Source organism: Jeotgalibacillus sp. ET6, from assembly GCF_029667115.1.
Classification (GTDB): Bacteria; Bacillota; Bacilli; order Bacillales; family Jeotgalibacillaceae; genus Jeotgalibacillus.
In genome coordinates this window covers 1-25,308 of sequence record NZ_JARUIU010000003.1, presented here as the reverse complement: position 1 = coordinate 25,308, position 25,308 = coordinate 1, and the positions used below count along the sequence as shown (strand labels likewise).

The window sequence follows — 25,308 nt, the reverse complement described above, 5'->3', positions numbered from 1 at the left end:
CAGTTAATGACGGGGTGAGAGATGAAACGGTTTCGAAATGTTTCACGTATTAGAAAGGAACTGTCAACCAGGCTGACCCGTAATTCTCTGAGTAAAGCTTAAGCAGACCATCACGCGTCTGCCTCCTTTACTCAGAAGGTTATTATTTAACAACGGCGCAATAAAATCAGGATTATTTACAATAGTGAGGAGACCTTCAATATGAAAATTGTTTTTCGGTGGTTTGGGCAGACAGACGACAGTGTGACGCTTGATCAGATAAAGCAGATTCCCGGTTTAAGCGGTGTTGTATCGGCACTTGGAGACATTCCTGCAGGGGATATGTGGCCTTTGGATAAGATTAAGGCACTGAAAAAAGAGGTAGAGCAAAAGGGCCTTGAACTTAACGTGATTGAAAGTGTAAATATTCATGAAGATATCAAGCTCGGGCTTCCTACAAGGGACCGATACATCGAACACTATCAGGAGACCATTCGCAGCCTTGCACAGGCGGGCATTAAAGTTATTTGCTATAATTTCATGCCCGTCTTTGATTGGACCCGTTCTGATTTAGTGAAAGAACTAAAAGATGGTTCGACTGTTCTGGCTTATGAAAAAGCGAAAATAGAACAGCTTGATCCCGCTGTCTTAATTGATGCTGTTGGGGCTTCATCAAAAGGGTTCACCATGCCCGGCTGGGAACCTGAACGGTTAAAGTTAATTAAGAGCCTGCTCGAGCAATACAAAAACGTAACAGAAGAAGATTTACGTAATAATTTAAAGTACTTTCTGGAGAAAGTTATCCCGGTAGCAGAAGAGTTTGATGTCAGAATGGCCATTCATCCCGATGATCCGCCATGGTCTGTGTTCGGGCTTCCTCGTATTGTGAAAAATCGAAAAGATCTGGAGCTTATAACAGCTATGGTGGATAGTCCGTATAATGGGATTACATTTTGTTCGGGATCTTTAGGAGCGAATTCTGATAACAATCTTCCGGAGATTCTTCAATATTTCTGTGAACAAGACCGTGTTCCTTTTGTTCATTTAAGAAATATAAAAAGAAGCGACAATGGAGATTTTCATGAAACCTCTCACCGCAGCAAGGATGGATCCATTGACTTATACGACCTGCTGCACGTTCTGCACGACTTGAATTTTACAGGGTATTTAAGACCTGATCACGGCAGAATGATTTGGAATGAAGAAGCTCGTCCAGGATATGGACTGTACGACAGAGCACTCGGCATCATGTATATTCTTGGAATATGGGACAGCCTCGACAAGAAAAGTGGAGAGATGGAGAAAGGGATTTTTAAAAACATCATCCATGGACAAAATGTGAGCAAAACGATACAAGGATAAACAAAAAAGCTGTTCAAAAGTCAGTGAAAACTGATCTTTGACAGCTTTTTGTGTGTTCTAGGCATGAAAATTAATTCACTAAATCAATCTGAAGGAAATTTTCCACAGCAAATGCCGTTACACCAAGAGCAGCTGCATACGTGGAATTTTTAGAAAAGCTGATTTGCAGATCTTTTTGATGAAACCAGTGTGAATGGTCCTTGATATACTCAAGGATCGGAGCTTCAAGAAAGGCTTTTGCTGATCCCAATCGGTTTCCGATGATGACATGATCCGGGTTGAAGGTATGGATAATTGAATTGATCCCTACGCCAAGGTACATTCCAATCTCTTTAAAAAGATCCGCCGCTTCCGCGTGCCTTCCTGCAAGTGTGATCAATCCCTCAAGATCCAATTCCCTGCCGTTTTCAAGATTGCCTGCTTTAGCCAGCAAGGCTTTCTCTGATGCGTACAGTTCCCAGCAGCCGTGATTTCCGCATGTACAGTCCGGTCCATTGATATCGATGGTCATATGACCCATTTCTCCTGAAAATCCATTATTCCCCTGATAAAGACTCCCATTTAAGATGAGCCCAACCCCAATGCCAGTTCCTGCACTGACATACACAAGATTTTCTGCCTCTTTGCCTGATCCAAATCTCTTTTCCCCATAGGCACCAGCGTTTGCTTCATTCTCTATCGTTACCGGAAGAGAAAATTGATTTTCTACAATCTCTTTTAACTTGATATTTTCCCATTTTAAATTAGGTGCATGGAGAATTTCTCCGTCTTTATTAACAGCACCTGGAACACCAATTCCAATTCCAATTACCCCGTAAGTACAGGAAGGGGTGCTTTGCAGCAGACTGTTGATCAACTCAAACAGTTTGTTTTCAATCTCTTTAAAAGTGAGCTGAGAAAAATAGCTTTTTTCTTCATAAATAATCTTTCCATTTAAGTCCGTTAAGATGCCCAGAAGATAATTCACTCCGAGATCGACGCCAATGGAAAAGCCTGCTTGTCCATTAAAATAAAGCATGACAGGACGTCTGCCGCCGCTTGATTCTCCGGGACCTGATTCGTAGATTAAATTTTCTTCAAGCAATTCACTCACGAGAGAGGACACGGTGCTTTTATTCAAGCCTGTGGCTTTTGCGATATCTGCGCGGGAGATCGGTGTATTTTTCTTTATATATTGAAGGACTAATGATTTATTGCCCTTTTTTACTACGTGCTGATTCCAAGTATGATTCGTCATTTATCCGGTCTCCTTTATGAAACGTATCGTAAAAATATTTTATCATATACTTAGTTTGTTTGATAGACAAACTTTAAGTTGTCTGATAATCTTAAAGGGTAAAGACTTTTTATTTTTCCATAATGCAAAACGGTATAGGCAGACTATAGGGTTGAAAGGAGAAAAACAATGAAAAACATGTTTTTTAATGCTCATCATTCACCAATTGGCGCTTTTTCAAGCTTTACTCTCGGTTTTCCGGGTAACGGCGGCGGACTGGACTTGGAACTGGGCCGATCTCCCAGAAAAAATGTGTACATAGGACTGGAATCTTCTGAGCAGGAAGGCATCTATCAGGCTCTTCCTTTCTTCGGTACAAATGAAGATGAAAGTAAGCGCTACGATATTGAAAACCCGGATCCGGATCCTGATAAACCGGATATCATTCATCCCTTTCAAAAACATGAAGTGGAAAGAGATTTTCAACTGGGCACGGATACATGGAAAGCGGGCGACCTGACATTCACTATCTATTCTCAGGTTCATCCTGTTGAAGATCCTGAACAAGCAGAAGAAGAAGAATTAAAGCGGACGCTGGTGCCGGCTGTGCTGGCTGAATTAACGGTGGATAATACAAAAGGAAAGAAAACAAGAAGAGCGTTTTTCGGCTATGAAGGAAGTGATCCTTACAGTTCCATGAGAAGGCTTGATGATCTTCATCAGCCGATTACAGGCATAGCAGAAGGACGGCTTACGGCTATTGCAGCTCAGCAGGGAAAAGCAAAATCTGCGATGCACTTCAGCATGGAAAATATTCTGACTACCCCGCATGAAGAAAATTGGACATTTGGTCTTGGACCCATGGGAACACTCATTGTGGATGTTCCTGCAGGGGAAAAAGCGACCTGTCAGTTTGCGATCTGCTTCTACAGAGGAGGAATTGCCACGGCAGGCCTGGATACCTCCTATTATTATACAAACTATTTTTCCTGTATTGAAGACGTCGCTGCTTATGCTCTGGATAATTTTGATCTTATTAAACAAAGAGCTGTCAGCAGCAATGATCAAATCAGCAGCTCAGCCCTATCGGATGATCAGAAATTCATGCTGGCGCATGCGATTCGAAGCTATTATGGCAATACGCAGCTCCTGCTGGATAATGGAAAGCCTTTTTGGGTAGTGAATGAAGGTGAATACCGCATGATGAACACCTTTGACCTCACAGTGGATCAATTATTTTTCGAAATGAAAATGAACCCGTGGACGGTAAAAAATGAACTCGATATGTTTGTAAAGCGCTTCAGCTATGAAGATGAGGTCCGTTTTCCGAATGACGAAAAACTCTATAAAGGCGGGTTGAGCTTTACGCATGATATGGGGGTAGCCAATACCATCAGCAGACCACACTATTCGTCCTATGAGGTATATGGGATTGACGGCTGCTTCTCTCACATGACGCATGAGCAGCTCGTAAACTGGGTGCTGACTGCAGCTGCGTATGCGGAAAATACATCAGACAGCCAATGGCTGGAAGAGAACCTGTCCGTTTTAAAACAATGCTTTGAGAGCATGATCAACCGCGATCATCCGGATCCGGAAAAACGTAATGGACTGATGGGTCTTGATTCAAGCCGTGTCATGGGAGGGGCTGAGATCACGACATATGACAGTCTTGATGTATCGCTCGGCCAGGCTCGGAACAACCTCTACCTTGGCGGAAAGATCTGGGCAGCTTATGTAGCGCTTGAGCATCTGTTTACAAGGAATGGCGAGGAACAACTCGGTCAGGAAGCTGGCAGTCAGGCATTGAAAACGGCAAGCACCATTTCGTCGCATATGACAGATGAAGGCTTTATTCCTGCTGTAATGGGTGAAAATAATGACTCGCAAATTATTCCAGCGATTGAAGGACTGATTTTTCCTTACTACATGAATCTGCAGGAGGCGCTGGATCCAAACGGCCGTTTTAAAGACTACATTGCTGCCTTGAAAAAGCATTTGGAGACCGTTCTAAAAAAAGGCGTTTGTAAGTTTGAGGACGGAGGATGGAAAATTTCTTCCACGAGCAATAATTCCTGGTTAAGCAAGGTCTATCTTTGCCAGTTTATAGCGAGAGAAATATTGCAGCATCACGATGAAGACGGCGAACAAGCAGATGCAGCTCATGTCAGCTGGCTTACTCACCCTGAATTATCTGTATGGAGCTGGAGTGACCAAATTATCTCCGGTGAAATTATCGGCAGCAAATATTATCCGCGAGGCGTGACGAGCATTTTGTGGCTGGATGAAACAACTAATCAGTCCGCTGTAAAAAAGGAATCAGAAATGTCTCAAACAACGTAAAAATGTAAGCAATTACATGACAGAAAAAAGTTTAAACTAATAGGAGGAATAGAAAATGGCTTATTTTTCAAACGTAAAAAAAATTAACTTTGAAGGTGCTCAATCAAAAAATCCATTTGCTTTTAAATTTTATAATCCTGAAGAAACATTTCAAGGGAAAACGATGGAGGAATACCTTCGATTTGGTGTAGCGTATTGGCATACATTCACGATGGATGGAAGTGATCCATTCGGAGCGGGAACGATGAGCCGCCAATGGGACCGTTATACAGGAATGGATCTGGCTAAAGCGCGGGTTGACGCTTCATTTGAGTTCTATGATTTGCTGGGCGTTCCATATTTCTGTTTCCACGACCTTGATATCGCACCGGAAGGAAGCAATCTGAAAGAAACAAATCAAAACCTCGATCAAATTGTCGGGATGATTAAGGATTACATGAAGGACAGTAAAACAAAACTACTTTGGAATACATCAAATATGTTTACCCACCCGCGATTTGTTCATGGAGCAGCGACGTCAAGCAATGCTGATATTTTCGCGTACTCAGCTGCCAAAGTGAAAAAGAGCATGGAAATTGGGAAAGAGCTCGGAGCGGAGAACTACGTGTTCTGGGGCGGCCGTGAAGGATATGAAACACTGCTCAATACAGATATGAAGCTTGAAATGGATAATCTCGGACGCTTTTTACACATGGCAGTCGACTATGCAAAACAAATAGACTTTGATGCTCAATTCTTAATTGAACCAAAACCTAAAGAGCCGACTACGCACCAATACGATTTTGATGTGGCCACCGGTTATGCGTTCCTTCAATCTTATAATTTGCATGACTATTTTAAATTTAATATTGAAGCCAACCATGCGACACTCGCCGGTCATACATTTGAGCATGAACTGCGCTATGCGCGCATCAATGGACTGCTCGGATCTGTGGATGCCAATCAGGGAGATCCGCTATTAGGGTGGGATACGGATGAATTTCCGACAGATCTTTATTCTACTACTCTTGCTATGTACGAAATTATTAAAAATGGAGGTCTCGGCAAGGGAGGCTTGAATTTTGATGCAAAAGTCAGAAGGGGATCATTTGAACCGGAAGATCTATTCCATGCGCATATTGCCGGAATGGACAGCTTTGCAGTCGGCTTTAAAGTAGCTCAGAAATTAATTGAAGATAAAGTATTTGAAGATATTATTGATAACCGGTACGGAAGCTACACAGAAGGAATTGGTCTTGATATTGTAAATGGGAATACAGATTTCAAGAAGCTTGAGGATTATGCGCTTGGATTGAATGAAATCAAGCATCAATCGGGAAGGCTGGAGTCTATCAAGTCAGTGCTGAACCAATATTTGCTTCAGGCTTATGCTGAAAGATAATTAATTTGTCATATTCAGGAGGATTGCAATGAACTGCGTACTGGGAATTGACTTGGGCACGAGTGCGGTAAAGATACTATTAATCAATCAAACAGGTGAAGTGGTCAAGGAAGTTTCAAAGTCTTATCCCCTTGTACATTCCAAGCCAGGGTGGAGTGAACAGGACCCTGAAGAGTGGGTGCAAAAAACCATCGAAGGGATTTCTGAGATCACGGCTGACTTTAAAGAAGTGAGCAAAATCCAGGGAATGAGCTTTTCCGGTCAAATGCACGGTCTGGTTCTGCTTGGGGAAAACAATGAGGTTCTCCGCAACGCGATTTTGTGGAATGATGTCAGAACTACTTCTCAATGCAGGAACATTGAAGACAAAGTGGGGAAAGAGAAACTTCTCGAGATTACTAAAAACCCTGCACTTGAAGGGTTCACTCTTCCTAAGCTTTTATGGGTAAAAGAAAATGAAACGGAACTGTATGAACAAGCACATAAATTTGTGCTGCCGAAGGACTATCTTCGTTATCGTTTAACGAATCAGCTTCATGCTGAATATTCAGATGCAGCAGGCACCTTGCTGCTCGATATCGCTAAGAAGGAATGGAGCAGTGAAATAGCTCAAATTATGGGAATCGACTTGTCGCTTTGTCCGGATCTGGTGGAATCTGCAGCTCTTGTGGGAACCATCACGGAGGAAACTGCACAGCTGACAGGACTCGCAGAATCAACCAAAGTATTTGCGGGCGGTGCTGATAATGCATGCGGCGCCATTGGAGCAGGTATTTTAAAAGATGGCCTTACGATGTGCAGCATTGGTACGTCAGGTGTGGTTCTCTCCTACGAAGCCTCCTCTGACAAAGAGTTCGGCGGCAAGGTTCATTATTTTAATCATGGAAAAGAAGACAGCTTTTATACCATGGGCGTGACACTTTCTGCGGGACACAGTCTGACCTGGTTTCGGGAAACATTCGCAGTAGATCATAGTTTTGATGAACTGCTTGAGGAAGCAAAGTCCGTTCCTCCAGGCGCCAATGGACTGCTGTTTACGCCGTATCTTTCCGGAGAACGGACGCCGCATGCGGATGCTGATATTCGTGCAAGTTTTATTGGCATGAGCACTTCTCATCAACAAAAGGACTTTACCAGGTCTGTGCTCGAAGGCATTACATTTTCACTGAATGAATCGATTGAAATTTTTCGGAGTGAAGGCAAGAACATTAATAAAATCATTTCTATTGGCGGAGCTGCCAAAAGCCCGGTTTGGCTGCAGATGCAGGCAGATATATTTGATGCAGAGGTGATTCGGCTTTCCTCTGAACAGGGGCCTGGCATGGGAGCGGCTATGCTTGCCGCTTTAGGATGCGGCTGGTTTCAATCACTGGAAGACTGCGCAGAAGAATTTTTACGGGAATCGGCAGTATATCAGCCGGTGACAGAGCATGCCGCGCAGTATAAAGAAATCTTTAGCATCTACAAAAAAGTGTATGATCAGACGAGGGATCTAAATAAAGCGTTAGCCAGTCTGCGGTCAGCAGGCACTAATTCTTAAAGGATCAATCGGGTCTTGCGTCAACCAAATCTGCGAAGAAAGAAGGCTGGGACGAATCTGTTCCAGCCTTCTTTCTATTCTCTTATTCTTTTGCAGTTCTTACCGCAGCACGTATTCGGCTGAAGAGGAGGGGAAAACCTGTCGTTTAATCATTCGTAACCCGAAGACTTATGTCATAATAGGAAAGTAAGAGATTCAGAATGTTCAAGGAAGAAGGAGGAACATCCATGGCTTTACTTATTTTTGATTTAGACGGCACGATTGTGGATTCCACTGATTACTTAACAAGAGCCATCCATCTATCCATTGAGGATATGCCTCATATAGAGGAACCATCAAGAGAACGTATTCAGTCTGCATTCGGTTTGACCGGGGGAGAATTCTGGGCGAAAGTAGTCCCACAGGCTACTGCACAGGAAGTTATTATGATTCGGGAAAGAAGAAGGATCTTTTTGGAACAGCTTGTAAAAGGGAATGACATTTTATTTCCGGGTGTTCGTGAAACGCTCACAGCATTAAAAGAAGCGGGCCATACCCTGTCGACTGCATCAAATTGCGGGGAGCGCTATCTCGATATGGTCCTTGATACACAGGAGATCCGGCAGTACTTTACCAGCCCTATTTGTTTAGGATCAATCGGTGGAGAGAAAAAAGCAGATATCTTAAGCGCGCATTTTAAAGTATTTCCAAAAAAAGATGTGTATTTAATTGGCGACCGTTCGTCGGATATAGAAGCTGCTCACGCTCATAATATCCCCGTGGTGATATGTACATATGGATTTGGCCATGAAGAGGAGTGGCGGGCTGCAGACGAGAGAATCAGTGCAATTCATGAGCTGGTACCTATGTTTGCAAACTAATCTGAGAGGATGATGGCAACATGAGTTCAAAGCTGTTTTTCAGTTCGTGGAGCGGTGGGAAAGATTCTGCTCTGGCGTATTTTAAAGCGTACAAAGAAGGATTTCAGCCTGAAAAGCTGCTTACTATGTTTGAAGAAAATGCAGAACGTTCAAGATCTCACGGACTTCCACTTCATGTTCTTCAGGCTCAGGCAGATTCCATAGGCGTTCCGCTGCTGATCAAGGGAGCATCATGGGAAACATATGAAAGCCAATTTTTAAAAGCAGCTGACGAAATGAAGGAAGAGGGAATTACGCACGGTGTTTTTGGTGATATTGACCTTGAGGATCATCTGACGTGGGTTGAAAACACCTGCAAAAAAGCGGACATCACTTCCTATCATCCATTATGGAAAATGGATCGTCATGCAGTATTAAATGAGCTTATAGATGAAGGGTTTGAATGTCTTATTATTGTTGTGAAAAAGGATAAGCTTCCCGATTCGTTTCTTGGTAAAAAGATAACACGAGAAGTGATTAATGAGCTGGAGAGCTATGGAATTGATGCGTGCGGTGAAGAGGGAGAATTCCATACGGTTGTCGTAGACGGTCCAATATTTTCCCGCCCTGTACGATTGCGTTTTAACGGGGTACATGAGGAAGCCGGTTATTCGTTTGCAGATGTATCTTTACCGTAAGTTTCTATTTTCCGTGGCATTCTGTCTATAGTTGTTATTTTTACAGTTGAGAACCATTCATCAGAGCATTAAGCGTGGATATGGCCTGGTTTTTAATCAGGCCGTTCTCCCCGCTGCAGCTCCCGGATTGAGAGACCAAATCTCATTTCAAAATGAGGATAATCTTTAAAGCCATGCCAGTCGCCTCCCCAGGAAAACCCCAGATCCTTTGCGATCTCAACCACTTCCATCCAATCAGAGCGTTCATTGTTGTTTCCATCGTAGTCCATGTCCCATACAACAGACTCTTCACTTGTACGTATGGCAAAATCAATCGCCAGACCGTAATTATGGTAGGATTCTCCGCCTCTTGCATTAGTGACGATATTTCCTTCCTGGGACCTGCCCCTTTCGTATAGAGCATCTTGCTCTTCAACGGAACGAAAGCCGTCAGTGATGACAATGTCAATTTCCTGCCGGGCAGCCTGATCAATTAGTTCATTTTTCTTTTGTTCCACGATAGGGTGCAGTGCTGTTGGCATGGGTACATCCGCCAATTCCTCGCGGCGTTGATGCTCTTCTGCTAACAGCCAGATGATCACGGCAAGGACGGTAGCCAGGAAAAGCAGATTCAGACCTTTTTTCATTCGCATCTCCTTACCTTTATGAATCTATGAATAGTTTAGCATGGTGCATGGCTGTTTACGCAGGATAGCACGTAAAGTGGCTGGGAAATAACTAAAAAAGTTCAATAATAAGGCAGTATTTATTGATAGTATGAGGTGATAGGAAGGTTGAGACTCCTGTTAGGATATAACGGGTACATGAGATTCGCCGAAAAAGCTTAAGCAGCCGTCCCTCTGGAAGCGTCCGCCTGAAGCGCAGCCGAACCGGTCAAAGAGCTTGAGACACTTTTGTCCCAAGCTCTTTTTAAATCATTTAATTTAATAATTGAACGCGCTCTCCATATTTTAAGATTCGGACTACAGCCAGTCCGTCACTGTATTTTTTATCGCCAAAGCTTACAGGAAGAAGAGAAAAAGCTGCAAAATAAACGGAAAAGTAAGCATATTGATAAAAGAAAATATCGGGACCAATTACATTTGTAATAATCAGCAAATTGATCAGCAGGATAGAGCCGATATTAAAAATGACACCGCCCAGATGAACCAATGTATGTGTAAAGCGATTATTCCACTTCAAAGGTGTATATTCGCAAAAAGAATCCAGAAAATAAATAGAGTGAACTTCTATTGGACCAATACTGAAAAGCCTTCGTCCTCTCCCTAAAGAAAAGCTGGCACTTCCGCCGAAAATAATGGCAAAAAAAGAGTGGCCAAGTTGATGGACGAGCGAAACGGTAGGAAATACGATCAGAAATGACCATAAAAAAGTCCACATATCAGTTAATTGAAACATATAATCACCGTCTTTTATGAGATTGATCTTGCTTTGTTGTGTCTATATACTTGATTGTATATACAATTTTAAAATCTTCCACACTGGTGTATTCCCACTCGCAGGAAGAGAAAACATATATTGAAAAATTTATCTTTGGGTTAATTGAGAAGATTATCCTGCAGCTGGACATCCCTAATTTTTTGAAGTACGATTGAAAAAATTATTGCAAGAGAGGAATCCTGCTATTATGGATATACAAGTTGTTATTTCAACTATTTGTGTTATGGGAATCATGATCGCAATTGGTTCTTTTTTTGCTTTGAAGGTTCCCGTTACAAAGGAAGTAAAATATGTGTTAATTCTGCTCATCTTAAACGTGGCTGTCCCGGCCGTTATATTGAATGGCATATTCAGTGTGGAAATGACAGGGGAAACCCTGTCCCTGGCTGCAATGGTATTTGGTATTTCGCTGGTTTACCATATCGGCGCTTTAGGGTTAGTTTATATTTTCGCCAAACTGTTTCGATTCAAATCCATTTTTGCTTTGAAAATGACGATCCTCGGTGCATTGGGAAATACCGGATTTATCGGCATTCCGCTTGCGGCAACCATTTTTGGCGCCCCTGGGGGATTTTTGGCTGCTATTTTTGATGCGGGTCTCAGTGTAACGGTCTATACCGTGGTCATCTACCTGCTGCAGGCTGAGGGCAGGTTTCATATCAGGCAATTAAAAGCGGTGATCAATATCCCTGTTATGGCTATTATTTTCGGTATTTTAGCGGCAGTTACAGGGTTTGAACCTCCTCAAATGATCATTCAATTAACGACGATGCTCGCAGGACTTGCTGCACCTATGGCCATGCTCTATGTAGGGATGCTGCTGCCGCCTTTGCTAAAGAAAAAAGAAAATGTGTTTTTCCCGGAACTATGGTTTCCGCTTAGCTTCCGGCTGTTGATTCTTCCTCTAATCGTCATGCTGATTTTTTCATTGGTATCGTTTGATGGCTGGATTGCCAATTTAATTGTTCTGCAAGCGGCTATGCCAACAGCAATGGTGGTTGCAGTCCTGTTTTCAAGATATACAGCAGAAGAAGACACCGCCGTTGTAGCGATATTCGGCTCTACTTTGCTCAGCCTTGCGACCATTCCTCTTATTTCCTATCTAATGCTGTAGCAAGAAGAGGTTTTGATTTACACTGTAGTGGTAAAGGAAAATAGATAAATAACGGGAAGGTGTGGGAAAATGAGCAAAACAATTTTCAGAGGTTACTTTGGTACATACACAAAAGGAGAAAGCAAGGGAGTTTATTCCTTCGCACTTGACACAGAAAAGGAAGAGCTTACTTCACTTGAAGTGGCAGCTGAACTCCAAAGTCCCACCTATGTTTCAATCAGTGAAAATCAGAAGTATCTCTACGCGGTTGCACCGGGCGGTCTGGCTTCTTATGAGATCGATGCAGAAAGCGGAGGCCTGACTCCAATTAATAAAGTAGATCCAAGAGAAGGCACTCCCTGCCATGTGGAGCCAAATCCTGCAAACGAGTTTGCTGCTGCTGCAAATTATCACGATGGAACGGCGGTGCTATATAAAGTAAATCCGCAAACTGGAGAACTGATTGAGCAGCTGGATGTAGCCCAACAGGAGGGTGGAGGACCGCATGAAAGACAGGATGCCCCTCATATGCATTACAGTGGCTTCACAAAAGACGGAAAGTATTTAATTGGTGTGGACCTGGGAACCGATGAAGTTGTTACCTATGAGTATTCAGATGGCAGCCTGAAAGACGTTCAGCGTTTTGCTGCGTCACCTGGGGCGGGTCCAAGACATCTTGATTTTCATCCCAACAGTAAAATTGCTTATGTGATGACGGAATTGAGCAATGAAGTACTGGTTCTTTCTTTTGACCAAACGGATGGATCTTTTGAACTGATTCAAACGGTCAAGGCTATTCCGGAGGATTTCAAAGAAAACAGCCAGGGCAGCGCTATTCATGTTTCTTCAGACGGGCGTTTTGTGTATGCAGGAAATAGAGGACATGATTCCATTGCTGTGTTTGAAATTGATCCTGAAACCTATCAAATCAGTCTGGTGGAATACGCAGAATGCGGCGGAAACTGGCCGAGAGATTTTGTGTTGGATCCAACAGAAAAATTTGTAGTGACAACCAATGAAGAAAGCAGTAATGCAGTTCTATATAAAAGAGATGCGGAAACCGGAAAGCTCTCAGCTGCCGGCTCCACTTTACACGTTCCTACACCTGTTTGTGTGAAGTTCTTAAAGTAGAAGAGATGATCAGTAGAGCATAATAAAAACCGGATGAAATCATTTCATCCGGTTTTTATATTTTTCGGGACAATCAAAGATCTTTGTTTTTTAGAATCAAGGTCGCTCTATACGGCCTTTTGTCATTCCTTATAGCTGATCTCCCTCAATCTGAAGCAGTCTCCTCGATTCCTTCCGCTGCCAGCCCACAGAAACGAATATAGTCACGAAAAGCACCACCAATCCGAGAATGAACGGATAGATAATATTTACATCATATAGAATTCCGGCAAGTGTGGGGCCAAGAACATTCCCAATGCTCATATACGCATTATTCATTCCCATCGCAAATCCCTGTTCATTCCCTGCAAGCTTTGAAACAAGAGTAGTTAAAACAGGACGAAGGATGGAGGTAGCAAGAAAAATAAGCAGTGTGACGCCAAAAAACAAGACATAGCTTGAGGCAAACAAGGACAGGAAAAATCCGGCTGCTGCAACGCCAAGGAACATGGTAAGCACACTGCCTTCTCCTAATTTCCTTACAATCCTCTCTACGACAAATAATTGAACAACTACACTAATAATTCCTGTTGCTGTGATCATCAGTGCGATTTCAGATGGAGAAGCACCAAATTGGTTATCCACATAAAGTCCAATGACGGACTCGTAAGCCATAAGTCCAAAGCTCATAATTAACGTGATCACAAGTGGTATAAAATACGGCTTTTGAACAGAAAGCCCAAGTTTCTTTAATAAAGGATCCGGCTTCAATTCGGTTTCAATGGCAGGTGCCGTTTCCTGGCTTTCCTTCAGCATAATAACAGAAAAGATAACGGCTACCAGGGAAACCAGTGCTGAAATTAACAGCGGCATTTTCAGACCAAATTCAGCTAAAAATCCCCCAACACCAGGTCCGATCACAATACCAAGCGACATAGCAGCTGAGATATAACTGTTTCCTTTTGCTCTTTGCTCCAGGGATGTGATATCTGCCACATAAGCAAAAATCGCTGGGATTAGAAGCGCAGCACCCACTCCCCCGATCACGCGTGATGCATACAGAACCCATATGGAATCAGACCAGTAAAAGACAAACATTGAAAGAGTCAGTCCGCTAAGGCCGGCTATGATCATCTTTCTTCTGCCATATTGATCCGCCCACTTACCTGTAATCGGAGACATAATAAGCTGTGCACCGGCAAAAATTGCAATCATCAGTCCAGCAGCCGTTCCTGCTTCTCCGATGGAATTTAAATAAGCAGGAAGAATCGGAATAATGATTCCAAAGCTTCCGATGGCAATAAACATATTAATCATTAAAATGATCATTTTTTTACGTTGTTCAGATGACACGTTCATTCCTTCTTTCATGGTTTAGCATTAACCAAATAATCATACAACAATTTTGAATGCACAAACAGAAAAATGACTTGAAAAAAATTGAAAAGTTTTCTGCTGGATAATCTATTAGAGAATCGAAATATGGTATTCTATAATTATACAGTTATACATTGTTTTTTATAGATAAATATAAAAAACACCATATTCATACGAGTAAAAACCCGTTGTTATATGAAGCAAAAAAATTGTTCAAAAAAAGTCCATATTTTGAAAAGCAGGTATATCAAGGTTTTATATAGTATTATACTTATTGGTTAAAAATTCTAATTGACAAAAGCACAGTTAGATACTTTATACTAAATTAGGTCCTTAGCATTTACTCATTTTACTGGTAATAAAATGAGATTGTTAAAACGTTTTATTGATATAAGTACATATGTAGGTACCACTGCAAGAAAGGGGAAAGATGAAGTGAGAATAACCATAGACTTAGCTGTAGTTCATGTGAAACCCCGGGTAAAATCACACTTGTCCAATGTCATTCATTTTACAGATTCAAAAGAAAACAGGTTTATTTGGACAACGGCTGTTGAAAAAAACCTGGAAGCCGGACAAAAAGTGGAAGCACAAATCAGTGTAAACGAAGAACTATATGACGAAGATGGAAAATACGTGCGAATCAGCCATGTAGCGATCTTAAATCACATAGATGCACTTCGGGAATCTACGTATACGGAAAAACCGTTCAGTATCATGGATCGCCCTGGAGAAAAGAAAGTAAAACGCATGGTTCCAGACGACGAATTGCTAAATGATATTGAAAAAACCCTGTCTCTTTTAAAGAAAAAATGAGGCTAGGCCAAAATTAGGATATATTTTTCACTAGAATTAGGTGAGCGGAGAGGAAGGTGGGGACTCATGCAGGATATGAGGGCAAGCTGAGACTTTACTGGGCAACGCCCTAAAAAGGCTGAGCGCCGTCCCTGCGGAAAAGCATCCACCTGAAGTGAAGTGAACCGCTCACCGAGCCTGAGACACATTTTCTCAGGCTCATTTTTGGAGATTGACCACCAAACGAGAGAATGCCTTCACAGAAGATCGTGAAAGCATTCTTTTTTTGCTTACTTAATGATCAAGGCTTTGTTTCAACGACACGATCGGGATCATAATAAGCGGATGTATCCAGCTCACCTGTAAGTTTACTTGTCAGGACTCCTGCTGTCATACTGCCGCTCACATTTACAGCTGTCCTGCCCATATCAATTAAAGGTTCGATTGATATTAATATTCCTGCCAGTCCAATCGGCAGGTCTAAAGCGGACAATACAAGTATTGCAGCAAAAGTAGCGCCACCGCCAACGCCTGCGACGCCAAACGAGGAGATCGCAGTTATGGCCACCACAGTCAATATAAAGGATGGAGTCAATGGATTAATCCCCACAGTAGGTGCAATCATAATGGCCAGCATCGCTGGATATACTCCTGCACAGCCGTTTTGGCCAATCGACAGGCCCAATGAACCTGCAAAGTTGGCTGTTCCATCCTGAACCCCGAGCTGCTGCTGTGTTCGTATATTCATAGGAAGAGCACCTGCGCTTGTTCTTGTTGTGAAAGCAAAAACGAGAACGGGGATCGCTTTTTTAAGATAGACGATTGGATTTAATCCGGAAAAAGCAAGCAGGAGAAGATGTACGAGAAAAACAGCTGCCAAAGCTGCATAAGAAGCAGCAACAAATTCAGCCAGTGCGGCAATGGCTTGGAGATTCGTTAATGCCACAGTTTTCGTCATGACCGCAAGCACCCCGTATGGAGTTAACTGTAAAATAAGACTGACGACCTTCATCACAATCGCATAAAGTGATGCAACACCGTCAGCGAAAAACGATGCTTGAACAGACTGCTTTTCTCTTATCCCAAGATAGGCGAGTCCAAGAAAAACGGCGAATATGACTACAGCAATAACCGATGAAGGCCTTGCGCCGGTCATATCTAAAAATGGATTTGCAGGTATAAGCGAAAGCAGATGCTGAGGGAATGTGACATTTTCTACAGTTTCATATGTTTCTTCAAGCGAAGCACCACGAGCGGTTTCTGCTTCTCCCTGATCGATTTGTATGGCTTCGAGACCAAATCCGGCAGCAGATGTAATTCCAATAAGGGCTGCGACAGCCGTTGTTCCAACTAACAGTCCAACCACCAGTAGACTTATTTTCCCCAGGTTTCTAGTTAACGTCAGTCTGGTAAAAGCAGATAAAATGGATATAAAAATAAGCGGTACCGCAATCATTTGAAGAAGTTTAATATAGGAGCCGCCAATTAATTGAAACCAATCAGCCGATGTCAGTAGTACGGTTGAATCAGCAGAATAAATAAACTGAAAGACAAAACCAAGAACGATCCCGAAGCATAGACCAAGAAGCACCCGTTTGGAAAAAGAAACGCCTTTTCTTTTAAGAATGAATAAAACACCAAGAAGACCAAGAAAAATAAGCAGATTAAATAAAATCAGCACAATTGCCACTAGAAAAGCCCCCATTCAAATGAATTGTCAACAAAGCAGCATAGCGTTGATCAATCGGAAGGAAGCAGACCTCCTGTAAAGGATTAAATAGCGCACTTTAACTATATTTTTAAAATGATCGAATAGACCGGAGATTAAAAGTTTTGGGTACAAGAAATCCGGGATTATTGGTAAGATAGAGACAATATATCGTCTGAGGACGTTTATTAAATTCTTTTCATTAAGGAGCAGAGTCCATGGAAAAAACATTGATATTTGGTCATAAAAACCCAGACACAGACACAATTACTTCTGCTGTTGTCTATGCTTATCTGAAAAACCAGATTGGCAGCAATGCAGAGCCTGTAAGATTGGGAGAGATAAACGAAGAAACTCAATTTGTATTGAATTATTTTGAAACAGATGTACCCCGCTTAGTGGAAAAAGTGGCTTCTGAAGCAGACAGAGTCATTCTAGTAGATCACAACGAGCGTCAGCAAAGTGCAGATGATATTGAAGACGTGCGGATTGCGGAGGTTATCGATCATCACCGTATTTCAAACTTTGAAACAAGTGAGCCCCTCTATTTCAGAGCAGAACCTGTTGGGTGTACGGCTACGATTTTGCTGAAATTATTTAAGGAAAATCAAGTTGAAGTTCCAAAGGACATGGCAGGATTAATGCTTTCTGCCATTATCTCGGATTCTCTCCTGTTTAAATCACCTACCTGCACGGAGGAAGATATTGCAGCAGCGGAAGAACTGGCTCAGATTGCTGAAGTAGATGCTCAAGCGTATGGCCTGGACATGCTGAAAGCAGGAGCAGATATCAGCGGGAAGACGGTTGAACAGCTGATTTCCCTTGATGCAAAAGTATTTGAAATGGGTGACCATAAGGTCGAAATTGCTCAGGTGAATGCGATTGATCCTGCAGAAGTACTCAGCTTGAAGAGTGATATTGAAGAAATGCTGGACCTGGCAATCGTAGAGAAGAATTTATCTCTTTTCGTTTTGGCTGTGACAGATATCTTAAATAATGACTCAACCGTCATCGTTCGCGGAGCACATGCCAGCATCGTTGAAAAAGCCTTTAATTTGTCTCTTGATAATAACATTGCGCTATTAAAAGGCGTTGTGTCCCGCAAAAAGCAAATCGTACCGGTGTTAACGGATACGTTTAAAAATCAATAACTGGTTTAATTTTATTAAAAAATCCGAAATGAAATGATTGTAAAGCCTGGGACAAGTGTGTCTCAGGCTTTTTGGCGGGTTCTCTTCACTTCAGGTGGACGCATTTCGTCATTTCCTGATGGAGTTCGCCACCTTCCGTCCCGATACATAATGCATCAGTTTTTTTAACTTTTACAGTTATCTCTCAGCCTCATTCTTTTATGCAGGCAAAGGACTAATAAACGAGGTGTTTTACTTACACATTTCCTGGGAAATGTATGTTTATCGACACAGAAAGGGAAGATTTCACATGAGAATTCCGGAAGAACTTGCTGAATGGGGGAAAAAAAGAATTGAGCCATACTCTGCTGAGGGTTTTGTATACGGAGGAGGTCCCGAAAATCCGGCACTTATGCTTGTAGGAGAAGCACCTGGTGAAACAGAAATTCATAACGGTATTCCTTTCAGCGGAAGAGCTGGAAAAGAATTAATGAAGTTTCTGGAACGTGCAGGCCTGAAGAGGGAAGAAGTCTATATCACAAGTGCAGTAAGAAGCAGGCCGTATAAATGGAGAGAAAAAAAAGAAAGGTCCGGAGAAATCATTCAGCGCAAATACAACCGGACACCTAATGAGAAAGAGATAATGGCACATGCTCCTATCCTTGATTGGGAGATAGAGCATGTGAATCCAACCATCATTATGACGTTGGGGAATATCGGGTTAAGAAGGCTGGCAGGCAAGGATAAGAAAATAGCAGACGTTCATGGACAATTGCTGAAACAGCCGGTTCGGTGCTGCCATAAGGATGGCACATATAGTTGGACAGAAAAAGACTATCTTCTGTTTCCAACCTATCATCCTGCTTCGATCTTTTACAATCGCAGTTTGCTGGAGACGATCCACCGTGATTTTGATCATCTGGCGAAGTATATTAAGGAAATGCAAGATTCCTGAAAAGGCAGAGCATGGGTGCTCTGTCGTCATAAAATTTTCCATTTATAAGAGGAGGTATGCGACTTTTATTTCGGTTCCATGTCCATTACAACTTCGATTTCATCCGAACTGCGAGTCAATGTTTCATGGACATGCTGTTTATGCTGATCCAAATCACACCATCTGAATTCATCCTGATTCATTTCATCTAGTGGAACCACGCTAAACTCATTAAATTCCTCTGAGAAAGAAGTGAAAGTAGGAACTGTGTAGACCGAATCGATGGTGGCCACATCATTTTGCTTCTTGATATCAAACCCCATCAGCGCTCCAGTCAGACGGTCACAGTCAAGCTCCGGTACTCGGTCGTCAAAAGGTCCTGAGATAAAGTTCCCAAGTGAATAGGCCACAAGTGTTTGCTGATCATTTTGACCATCGATCCATTCAATTGGCTGCAGGACATGCGGATGGTGACCGATAATAAGGTCGGCCCCGCTTTGAGCCAGCTTGTGGGCTAATCCTGTTTGTTCAGCGGTTGGCTGCTGGTATTCTCTTCCCCAGTGGATGCCGACTGCAACGAGGTCAGCCATTTCATTGGCTCGTGCAACGTCATCAAGCAGCTGTTCTTCATTTTCAGTAAAAATATTCACGGAATGAGGGAACTCCACAGACTTGTTTGAACTATACGTTGAAGAAATCAGTGCAATAGAAATTCCGTTTCTCTCAATAATGGGGATGACATGACGTTCTTCAGTTGTAAGATGTGCCCCGCTTAATAACACATCAGGATACTCAGTACGCCAAAAATCTATATTTCTCTCAAGCCCTGAAAACTCCATATCAAGTGTGTGATTGTTTGCCAGCTGCAGCATATTAAAGCCAACATCATAATAATAGTGGCCCAGCTCATAGGGGTTGTTAAATACAAAATCACCGTCGCCAAGTCCAAAGTCGGCTCCAGTAATCGGTGTTTCCTGATTGGCGTAAGCAAAATCTCCCCGGCTGATGTAATGTTCTACATTTGAGAGCAAAGGATCAAATAAAAACGAGCCGTCTTTTTGCTCAGCATCGTAAAGGATAGGGCGTTCAACCAGCAGATCCCCTACAGCTGTAAAATGAGCGGTATCGTTCTTAATCACCTCTTCTTCCGCTGCTTCCACGACTTCAATCGTGTCGCTGCTTTCAGCGAATTCTTCTGGAGGATTTATATAGGTTGGTTCTGAAGCACACGAACTAAGGAAAACAAGAGCAGAGGCAAACAACATAACTGATTTAAATTTCAATATTCAGAACTCCATTTCTATTAAACTTAGATTATGTAAATAATGACTGCAAGTGCAAATGCCACTCTATTCTACCATTTTTAGGAGTATATTGTCATAATTAGTTTTAAAAAAATAAAAGCAGGAAGCCACCACTCTTTTTTCAGAGTCTAGAACTTGCCGGTAAAAGAACCTGTTTAGTCATAATTCATCAGCCAGAAATTGCTGTACGTTAAGAGAGCGGCAGAGGCAGACGCTCAGTCCCGTCCCAGCGGAAAGCGTCTGCCTGAAACGCATTAAATTGAAAAAAACCTGAGACATATTTTCTGTCTCAGGCTCGCATGTTTTGCTTTATTTAATGAATCAATGGACAACTTCTTTCTTCTTTAACAGCTTAATCCCGATAATGACAAGAACGACACTCAGCAGGATGGTTTGGAAATAACGGTCAAACCAGTACCAAAGGTCAATTTCAATCCATTCTCTAAACGCAGGAGCAAGGGCCGGCACGAGTCCGTTAAATAAAAGGTAGTAAATGCCGATAAAAATCAGTCCAATACCGAGCCAGCGCTTGTATTGATCAAAAAAGCCAAAAACCGGCTCATCATATAGTTCATCTTTTCCATATCGGGATGCTTTTTGCATGCCATCGAAAAAGCTGTAGAACCAGATAAGGGGGATCAAAAATAAAAATAACCCAAGGCGCAGCGCATCTAATATATAGATGGTGAAAAGGAAAGCTGCCATCAGCTGAATCCCGCGATGCTGCAAACCGAGATATAGATGGCCTGCTCCGGGAAAAATCGATAGGATTGTAGCAATTGCTGTACTTTTTTTCCCGTCTTTTCGACGCGTTTCCAGATCCTCAAGCACCGATTGATCTACCAAAGTTTCGCCCTTTTGTTTCTTTGAAAGCATCTGCATGGCATCAACAAAAGAATAAATCCAAACGACAGGAAGCAGGATGGTGAACAGCAGAAATGCATTTAATTGCAATAGAATCGTTACAAAGAAAATCATCGAGGCCATTCCGAAGAAAGCAACCATAAAAGTCAGCCCGCGATTCATTAAGCCGAGCTGGAAGTGCCCAAGCCCTGGGAAAAAGGACAGAATAATAGTGAAAAAGCGCTCAGCATCTCCCTGATAGCTAGGCAGATACCGCCGGGTGCGCGAAGGGTTCTCACCTTCTGCCCCCTGTGACCTTAATGTGTTTAAACTGATAATAATATCTAAAAAGCTGATGGCATAAATCAACAGCCCGGCAATGACCGGTGCAAGATAAAATAAATTGCTCGATAACAGGGCAGTGGCGAGCCCGCCTATAATCAGTAAGGTGATAAGAAAAAAATACAAAAATCCTCTGATCACATTTCCTATATAAACATGCCCCCAACCCGGCATGATCGAAAGTACAAATGCAATGACCGGTGACTTTGTCATTCTAATTCCTCCTTAGGTGATGGATCCATCTGACTGAAAAAGCGATCCGTTTGTTCAAGAAGGGAGGCAGTAAAGGAATGTGATTCGTTTAAAGCCTCTCCCTGTCGATCAGGTGTTTCATCAATAAAAGCTGTAAAAACTCCGGAGCCTGCCAGCATAATAGCGGCTGCTGCAGAAATTGCAAAGTGAGTGACCGTTTTATGCCAGAAGCGGATTGGAGATTTTCTGACAGTGGGATGTGTTTCATTGGACAGAATACGTTTCATGACCTCGTCTTCGACTGAAAAATCCCCGGGAGGAGAGAATGAAAGAGCTTCAACTTCATACGCTGATAAACAGTTTTCACAACTTTGAAGGTGGCTCTCCATTCTCCTCTCTGTCACTGAGTCAATTTCTCCGTGGATAAATTGTTCCCATTGCTCTTTTTTAAAATGTGTCATCGGAATTCATCCTCCCGCCAATTTTTTTTCATCCACTGTCTGCCTCGGTAAAGTCTCATTTTTACTGCAGATAACTCCAAATTATATTCCTGTGCGATTTCTTCATAGGATTTTTCATCTATGTAAAAAGCATGAATGACGACCCGATAATTTTCAGGAAGTTCTTTCAAGCGTTTACGCAGATAATCATTTCTCATTTGTTCCATAAGCCTTGCATCCAGTGACTCTTTTCCGTCATGAAGATACGGGCTCGCTTTTTCTAAATCATCGTCCCGGTCTGTGCGACGGGTTCTCTTTCGTTTCAGATCAATCGCATGCCGAACAGATATCTGCCGCACCCATGTTTTAAGCCCTTCCTGCCGGTAGCCGGGAAGAGCATGATAGATTTTCAACAATATTTCCTGAACGGCATCCTCCGCATCTTTTTCATGACGAAGCACGCCATATGCGAGTTGATAAATATAGTGCTGGTAGGAACGGATAAACAGTCTGAAAACTGAAGAATCCTGCTGGACCAGCTTTTGTACATCAATCTCCTGCACCCGTTCCACCTCCCATGCAAAAGAATTCATTTTAATAGACGCAAGAAATTAAAAAAGTACTACATGATTTTGCACGCTGCCTTCTTCAGACAGTATAAACATTTAATAAAGGAACCACAATTTAAAAAAGATGAGGTGGTATAATGAAAAGAAAAGGTGACGGAGGGATAATCCAATGAATCTGAACACAGTGATGGGGGAGCTTGAGGCACTCGGCACGGAGCAGACAAAAAAGACGTTTATGCGTCACGGAGCAAAAGAGCCGTTTTATGGTGTAAAGGTGGGGGACTTAAAGAAGTGGGTTAAACACGTTAAGAAAGATCAGGAGCTTGTGGGGGCTCTTTATGATACGGGGAATTCGGATGCTATGTATCTGGCCGGGCTTGCTGCTGATCCAAAAACGATGTCAAAAGAAACACTTGAAAAATGGGTCAAAGGGGCCTACTGGCATATGATTGCTGAATGTACGGTTGCATGGGTGGCAGCTGAAAGTCCTTATGCAGTTGAGCTTGCCAAAGAGTGGATGGCTTCTGATGAAGAAATGATTGCAGCGGCGGGCTGGAGCACATACAGCAGCTACCTTTCTATTGCTCCTGACGAAAAAATTGATGCAGATGAAGTGAGAAGACTTCTTCAAAAAGTCAGGAAGACGATCCATTCCGCGCCAAACCGGGTCCGTTATACCATGAATGGATTTGTCATAGCAGCAGGGGCTTATCTCCCATCTCTCACAGAAGAAGCGAAAGAGATCGCCGGTACCATTGGCAAAGTTCAAGTGGATGTAGGAAATACAGCGTGTAAAGTACCATTTGCTCCGACGTATATTGAAAATATAGAATCGCGTGGAAAAATCGGTGTGAAGAAAAAAACAGCACGCTGTTAGCATGTTATAACACTGCCATGTTTTAACTGTTTAAAAGAAACTGATGTGTGGTATAGTTTAAATATAAATAGATATCCCTAAAAAGGGGAGTAGCGACCGTCACCGGTTAATGAGTCGTCATTACAGTGGTCACCCACTCGGTTCATTAAGCTTTAGTAACTGCTAAAGTCCGCAAGACCTTTTTATGAGTCCTTACTTTACATGTAAGAACTCATAAAAGGGTCTTTTTTGTTTGGCTCTGACAACTGCGTAAAGTAATTTAACTGGCACAGGATCTGAGCAAACAGAATTTCTTTGATTAGAACAGGAGGAAAGAAAAATGGTATTTGTATGGTTTATTTTAGCAGCTGCTGTCACAGTTTTCGCAGCTATTAAGCTATCGCGTTATGCAGATGTTATTTCTGCAAAGTCTGCGATGGGGGGTCTGCTCGTTGGAACGTTACTTTTGGCAGGCGCCACCTCGCTTCCGGAAGTGACCACCAGTCTTTCAGCAGTTTTCATCGGCAATTCGGATATTGCCATTGGAAACATGCTCGGCTCAAATCTATTTAATCTATTTATTATCGCTGCTTTTGATTTGTATTACAGACGAAAAAAGTTATTTTTATGGGCGAGCAATGATCATATTTATACTGCAGGACTTGGACTTCTCTTAACTTTATTAACGCTGCTTGCTCTTCTTTTAAAAGTAGATTACACGATTTTAGGCATCGGAATAGATGCGTTTATTATTGCTCTTCTTTATGGAGTGGGTATGTTTGTAATAGGACGTCTTCCTAAATCTGGTATTAATCCGGAAACGGAGGTGCCAAAAGAGGATGCAGGCAGTGAAACAGCTGCTGCTTCATCTCTTACAGTGAAACAGGCAGGTGTCCGTTTCACACTTGCGGCTATAATTATTATGGGAGCCGGGAGCGTGCTTTCAATAATGGGGGATGAAATAGCGGTCGTAACTGGACTTGGCTCAAGTTTTGTTGGAAGCTTTCTAATTGCTGCAACAACATCCTTGCCTGAAGCCGTTGCAGTATTTGTCGCCTTGCAGCTTCGAAATGTAAATCTTGCCCTTGGTTCTATTCTGGGAAGCAATATTTTTAATATGCTGATCATCGCAGGCTCTGATATTTTCTATCGCGGCGGGTCTATTCTCGCTGATGTATCTGATTCTCACATTGTAACCAGTATAGCGGTTTCAATCTTGTCGGTAGTCATCATTTTGTCTATTAAACAAAAAACAGCTGCATCTACTATTGCCTATATCTGGCCTTCTTTACTCATTGTTTTAGGTTATTTTGTTTCAAGTTACTTGATTTTTGTTGGATAAAACGAAATTAAGCTAATTTGCTAAAAGCAGGCTGCTGTTTTGCTGACATGCTCTCTGGTGTCCAGTACATGCTGCGTAAAGAAATTGACGAGACAACATTGTAAAAGAGGCTGGGACAAAACTCAAAAGTATTTTAAGAATGAAAAAGTATTTATCAATAGTAAGAGGAGAGCGGAGCGGAAGGTGGCGACTCCTGCAGGATTTGACGGTTGCTTGAGACTACCCAGGGCAAGGGCCTGGAGAGGCTCAAGCCCCCGTCCCTGCGGAAAGCGTCCGCCTGAAGCGCAGCGAACCGGTCAAAGAGCTTGAGACACTTCCTTGGGAACCGACCCCCGAAAGTTAGAGTAGAAAACTAACTTTAGGGGGTCTTTTTTATGGCTAAATATAGTGAGGAATTTAAACTAAAGCTTATTAGCGAGTATCTGAATGGGGATCTCAGCTACGATTTGTTGGCAAGAAAATATCATATCCCAAG

General features: G+C 42.4%; 22 protein-coding genes. 13 read left to right on the top strand and 9 right to left on the bottom strand.

The features are described 5' to 3' along the window. Nucleotides 1-201: 201 nt before the first annotated feature. Nucleotides 202-1,341, top strand: coding sequence for a mannonate dehydratase (gene uxuA / locus P6709_RS08865; protein WP_278240560.1), 1,140 nt, complete (start codon nt 202-204; stop codon nt 1,339-1,341). A 70-nt stretch (nt 1,342-1,411) separates the two neighbouring features. Here the strand turns inward: uxuA and P6709_RS08860 are convergent, their stop codons facing one another. Beyond that, on the bottom strand, nt 1,412-2,578 hold the full coding sequence (locus P6709_RS08860) for an ROK family transcriptional regulator (RefSeq protein ID WP_278240559.1): 1,167 nt from the start codon (nt 2,576-2,578) through the stop codon (nt 1,412-1,414). A gap of 168 nt (nt 2,579-2,746) precedes the next feature. On the opposite strand from P6709_RS08860, the gene P6709_RS08855 reads away from it, so the two are divergent. The 5 genes from P6709_RS08855 (at nt 2,747) to P6709_RS08835 (ending at nt 9,358) form a co-directional block, all read left to right on the top strand. Then, on the top strand, nt 2,747-4,900 hold the full coding sequence (locus tag P6709_RS08855) for a glycoside hydrolase family 52 protein (protein WP_278240558.1): 2,154 nt from the start codon (nt 2,747-2,749) through the stop codon (nt 4,898-4,900). Between the two features lie 55 nt (nt 4,901-4,955). Then, nucleotides 4,956-6,281, top strand: coding sequence for a xylose isomerase (gene xylA, locus P6709_RS08850; protein ID WP_278240557.1), 1,326 nt, complete (start codon nt 4,956-4,958; stop codon nt 6,279-6,281). 28 nt (nt 6,282-6,309) lie between these two features. After that, on the top strand, nt 6,310-7,821 hold the full coding sequence (gene xylB / locus P6709_RS08845) for a xylulokinase (protein WP_278240556.1): 1,512 nt from the start codon (nt 6,310-6,312) through the stop codon (nt 7,819-7,821). Nucleotides 7,822-8,048: 227 nt separating this feature from the next. Continuing rightward, nucleotides 8,049-8,681: an HAD family hydrolase gene (locus P6709_RS08840; protein ID WP_278240555.1), complete on the top strand. Its 633-nt coding sequence runs from the start codon at nt 8,049-8,051 to the stop codon at nt 8,679-8,681. 20 nt (nt 8,682-8,701) lie between these two features. Beyond that, complete coding sequence (locus tag P6709_RS08835; RefSeq protein ID WP_278240554.1) at nt 8,702-9,358, top strand: diphthine--ammonia ligase; 657 nt, start codon at nt 8,702-8,704, stop codon at nt 9,356-9,358. A gap of 92 nt (nt 9,359-9,450) precedes the next feature. Here the strand turns inward: P6709_RS08835 and P6709_RS08830 are convergent, their stop codons facing one another. Together P6709_RS08830 and P6709_RS08825 are read right to left on the bottom strand one after the other, a co-directional pair. Further along, the gene (locus tag P6709_RS08830) at nt 9,451-9,990 is read right to left on the bottom strand and encodes a M15 family metallopeptidase (RefSeq protein WP_442905318.1); all 540 of its coding nucleotides are present in this window, start codon (nt 9,988-9,990) and stop codon (nt 9,451-9,453) included. 286 nt (nt 9,991-10,276) lie between these two features. After that, entirely contained in the window at nt 10,277-10,756 is a 480-nt protein-coding gene (locus P6709_RS08825) for a hypothetical protein (protein WP_278240552.1), read from the bottom strand. Between the two features lie 229 nt (nt 10,757-10,985). Here P6709_RS08825 and P6709_RS08820 point away from each other — a divergent pair, with 229 nt between their 5' ends. Both P6709_RS08820 and P6709_RS08815 read left to right on the top strand, forming a co-directional pair. Then, nucleotides 10,986-11,912 carry an AEC family transporter gene (locus tag P6709_RS08820; RefSeq protein WP_278240551.1) on the top strand — a complete coding sequence of 309 codons (927 nt, stop codon included), beginning with the start codon at nt 10,986-10,988 and terminating at the stop codon, nt 11,910-11,912. Between the two features lie 69 nt (nt 11,913-11,981). Continuing rightward, nucleotides 11,982-13,022 carry a lactonase family protein gene (locus P6709_RS08815; RefSeq protein WP_278240550.1) on the top strand — a complete coding sequence of 347 codons (1,041 nt, stop codon included), beginning with the start codon at nt 11,982-11,984 and terminating at the stop codon, nt 13,020-13,022. A 129-nt stretch (nt 13,023-13,151) separates the two neighbouring features. Here the strand turns inward: P6709_RS08815 and P6709_RS08810 are convergent, their stop codons facing one another. Then, nucleotides 13,152-14,354 carry an MFS transporter gene (locus P6709_RS08810; RefSeq protein WP_278240549.1) on the bottom strand — a complete coding sequence of 401 codons (1,203 nt, stop codon included), beginning with the start codon at nt 14,352-14,354 and terminating at the stop codon, nt 13,152-13,154. Nucleotides 14,355-14,813: 459 nt separating this feature from the next. Here P6709_RS08810 and P6709_RS08805 point away from each other — a divergent pair, with 459 nt between their 5' ends. Next, nucleotides 14,814-15,194, top strand: a complete 381-nt coding sequence (locus P6709_RS08805; protein ID WP_278240548.1) for a hypothetical protein — start codon at nt 14,814-14,816, stop codon at nt 15,192-15,194. Nucleotides 15,195-15,474: 280 nt separating this feature from the next. Here the strand turns inward: P6709_RS08805 and P6709_RS08800 are convergent, their stop codons facing one another. After that, complete coding sequence (locus tag P6709_RS08800) at nt 15,475-16,878, bottom strand: L-cystine transporter (RefSeq protein WP_278240547.1); 1,404 nt, start codon at nt 16,876-16,878, stop codon at nt 15,475-15,477. Between the two features lie 221 nt (nt 16,879-17,099). Here P6709_RS08800 and P6709_RS08795 point away from each other — a divergent pair, with 221 nt between their 5' ends. Both P6709_RS08795 and P6709_RS08790 read left to right on the top strand, forming a co-directional pair. Next, the gene (locus P6709_RS08795; protein WP_278240546.1) at nt 17,100-18,032 is read left to right on the top strand and encodes a manganese-dependent inorganic pyrophosphatase; all 933 of its coding nucleotides are present in this window, start codon (nt 17,100-17,102) and stop codon (nt 18,030-18,032) included. Nucleotides 18,033-18,321: 289 nt separating this feature from the next. Next, on the top strand, nt 18,322-18,966 hold the full coding sequence (locus tag P6709_RS08790) for a uracil-DNA glycosylase (protein WP_278240545.1): 645 nt from the start codon (nt 18,322-18,324) through the stop codon (nt 18,964-18,966). Between the two features lie 65 nt (nt 18,967-19,031). On the opposite strand, the gene P6709_RS08785 is transcribed toward P6709_RS08790, so the two are convergent. The 4 genes from P6709_RS08785 to P6709_RS08770 form a co-directional block, all read right to left on the bottom strand. Next, nucleotides 19,032-20,228: a CapA family protein gene (locus P6709_RS08785; RefSeq protein ID WP_278240544.1), complete on the bottom strand. Its 1,197-nt coding sequence runs from the start codon at nt 20,226-20,228 to the stop codon at nt 19,032-19,034. A 342-nt stretch (nt 20,229-20,570) separates the two neighbouring features. Further along, nucleotides 20,571-21,647 carry a hypothetical protein gene (locus tag P6709_RS08780; protein ID WP_278240543.1) on the bottom strand — a complete coding sequence of 359 codons (1,077 nt, stop codon included), beginning with the start codon at nt 21,645-21,647 and terminating at the stop codon, nt 20,571-20,573. After that, nucleotides 21,644-22,087, bottom strand: a complete 444-nt coding sequence (locus P6709_RS08775) for a zf-HC2 domain-containing protein (RefSeq protein ID WP_278240542.1) — start codon at nt 22,085-22,087, stop codon at nt 21,644-21,646. The genes P6709_RS08780 and P6709_RS08775 overlap by 4 nt, the downstream gene beginning before the upstream one ends. Next, entirely contained in the window at nt 22,084-22,629 is a 546-nt protein-coding gene (locus P6709_RS08770) for a sigma-70 family RNA polymerase sigma factor (protein ID WP_278240541.1), read from the bottom strand. Before P6709_RS08770 ends, P6709_RS08775 begins: the two co-directional genes overlap by 4 nt. Before the next feature lie 175 nt (nt 22,630-22,804). Here P6709_RS08770 and P6709_RS08765 point away from each other — a divergent pair, with 175 nt between their 5' ends. Further along, nucleotides 22,805-23,512 carry a DNA alkylation repair protein gene (locus P6709_RS08765; protein ID WP_278240540.1) on the top strand — a complete coding sequence of 236 codons (708 nt, stop codon included), beginning with the start codon at nt 22,805-22,807 and terminating at the stop codon, nt 23,510-23,512. 319 nt (nt 23,513-23,831) lie between these two features. After that, nucleotides 23,832-24,833, top strand: a complete 1,002-nt coding sequence (locus P6709_RS08760) for a sodium:calcium antiporter (protein ID WP_278240539.1) — start codon at nt 23,832-23,834, stop codon at nt 24,831-24,833. Nucleotides 24,834-25,308 lie beyond the last annotated feature (475 nt).

Excerpts from the sequence above, each read along its gene's own strand:
- P6709_RS08820 (WP_278240551.1), top strand. The coding sequence starts at position 10,986 with ATGGATATACAAGTTGTTATTTCAACTATTTGTGTTATGGGAATCATG.
- P6709_RS08855 (WP_278240558.1), top strand. The coding sequence starts at position 2,747 with ATGAAAAACATGTTTTTTAATGCTCATCATTCACCAATTGGCGCTTTT.
- P6709_RS08835 (WP_278240554.1), top strand. The coding sequence starts at position 8,702 with ATGAGTTCAAAGCTGTTTTTCAGTTCGTGGAGCGGTGGGAAAGATTCT.
- P6709_RS08825 (WP_278240552.1), bottom strand. The coding sequence starts at position 10,756 with ATGTTTCAATTAACTGATATGTGGACTTTTTTATGGTCATTTCTGATC.
- P6709_RS08775 (WP_278240542.1), bottom strand. The coding sequence starts at position 22,087 with ATGACACATTTTAAAAAAGAGCAATGGGAACAATTTATCCACGGAGAA.
- P6709_RS08760 (WP_278240539.1), top strand. The coding sequence starts at position 23,832 with ATGGTATTTGTATGGTTTATTTTAGCAGCTGCTGTCACAGTTTTCGCA.
- xylB (WP_278240556.1), top strand. The coding sequence starts at position 6,310 with ATGAACTGCGTACTGGGAATTGACTTGGGCACGAGTGCGGTAAAGATA.
- P6709_RS08800 (WP_278240547.1), bottom strand. The coding sequence starts at position 16,878 with ATGGGGGCTTTTCTAGTGGCAATTGTGCTGATTTTATTTAATCTGCTT.
- P6709_RS08780 (WP_278240543.1), bottom strand. The coding sequence starts at position 21,647 with ATGACAAAGTCACCGGTCATTGCATTTGTACTTTCGATCATGCCGGGT.
- P6709_RS08840 (WP_278240555.1), top strand. The coding sequence starts at position 8,049 with ATGGCTTTACTTATTTTTGATTTAGACGGCACGATTGTGGATTCCACT.
- xylA (WP_278240557.1), top strand. The coding sequence starts at position 4,956 with ATGGCTTATTTTTCAAACGTAAAAAAAATTAACTTTGAAGGTGCTCAA.
- P6709_RS08795 (WP_278240546.1), top strand. The coding sequence starts at position 17,100 with ATGGAAAAAACATTGATATTTGGTCATAAAAACCCAGACACAGACACA.
- P6709_RS08815 (WP_278240550.1), top strand. The coding sequence starts at position 11,982 with ATGAGCAAAACAATTTTCAGAGGTTACTTTGGTACATACACAAAAGGA.
- P6709_RS08765 (WP_278240540.1), top strand. The coding sequence starts at position 22,805 with ATGAATCTGAACACAGTGATGGGGGAGCTTGAGGCACTCGGCACGGAG.
- P6709_RS08790 (WP_278240545.1), top strand. The coding sequence starts at position 18,322 with ATGAGAATTCCGGAAGAACTTGCTGAATGGGGGAAAAAAAGAATTGAG.
- P6709_RS08830 (WP_442905318.1), bottom strand. The coding sequence starts at position 9,990 with ATGCGAATGAAAAAAGGTCTGAATCTGCTTTTCCTGGCTACCGTCCTT.
- uxuA (WP_278240560.1), top strand. The coding sequence starts at position 202 with ATGAAAATTGTTTTTCGGTGGTTTGGGCAGACAGACGACAGTGTGACG.
- P6709_RS08860 (WP_278240559.1), bottom strand. The coding sequence starts at position 2,578 with ATGACGAATCATACTTGGAATCAGCACGTAGTAAAAAAGGGCAATAAA.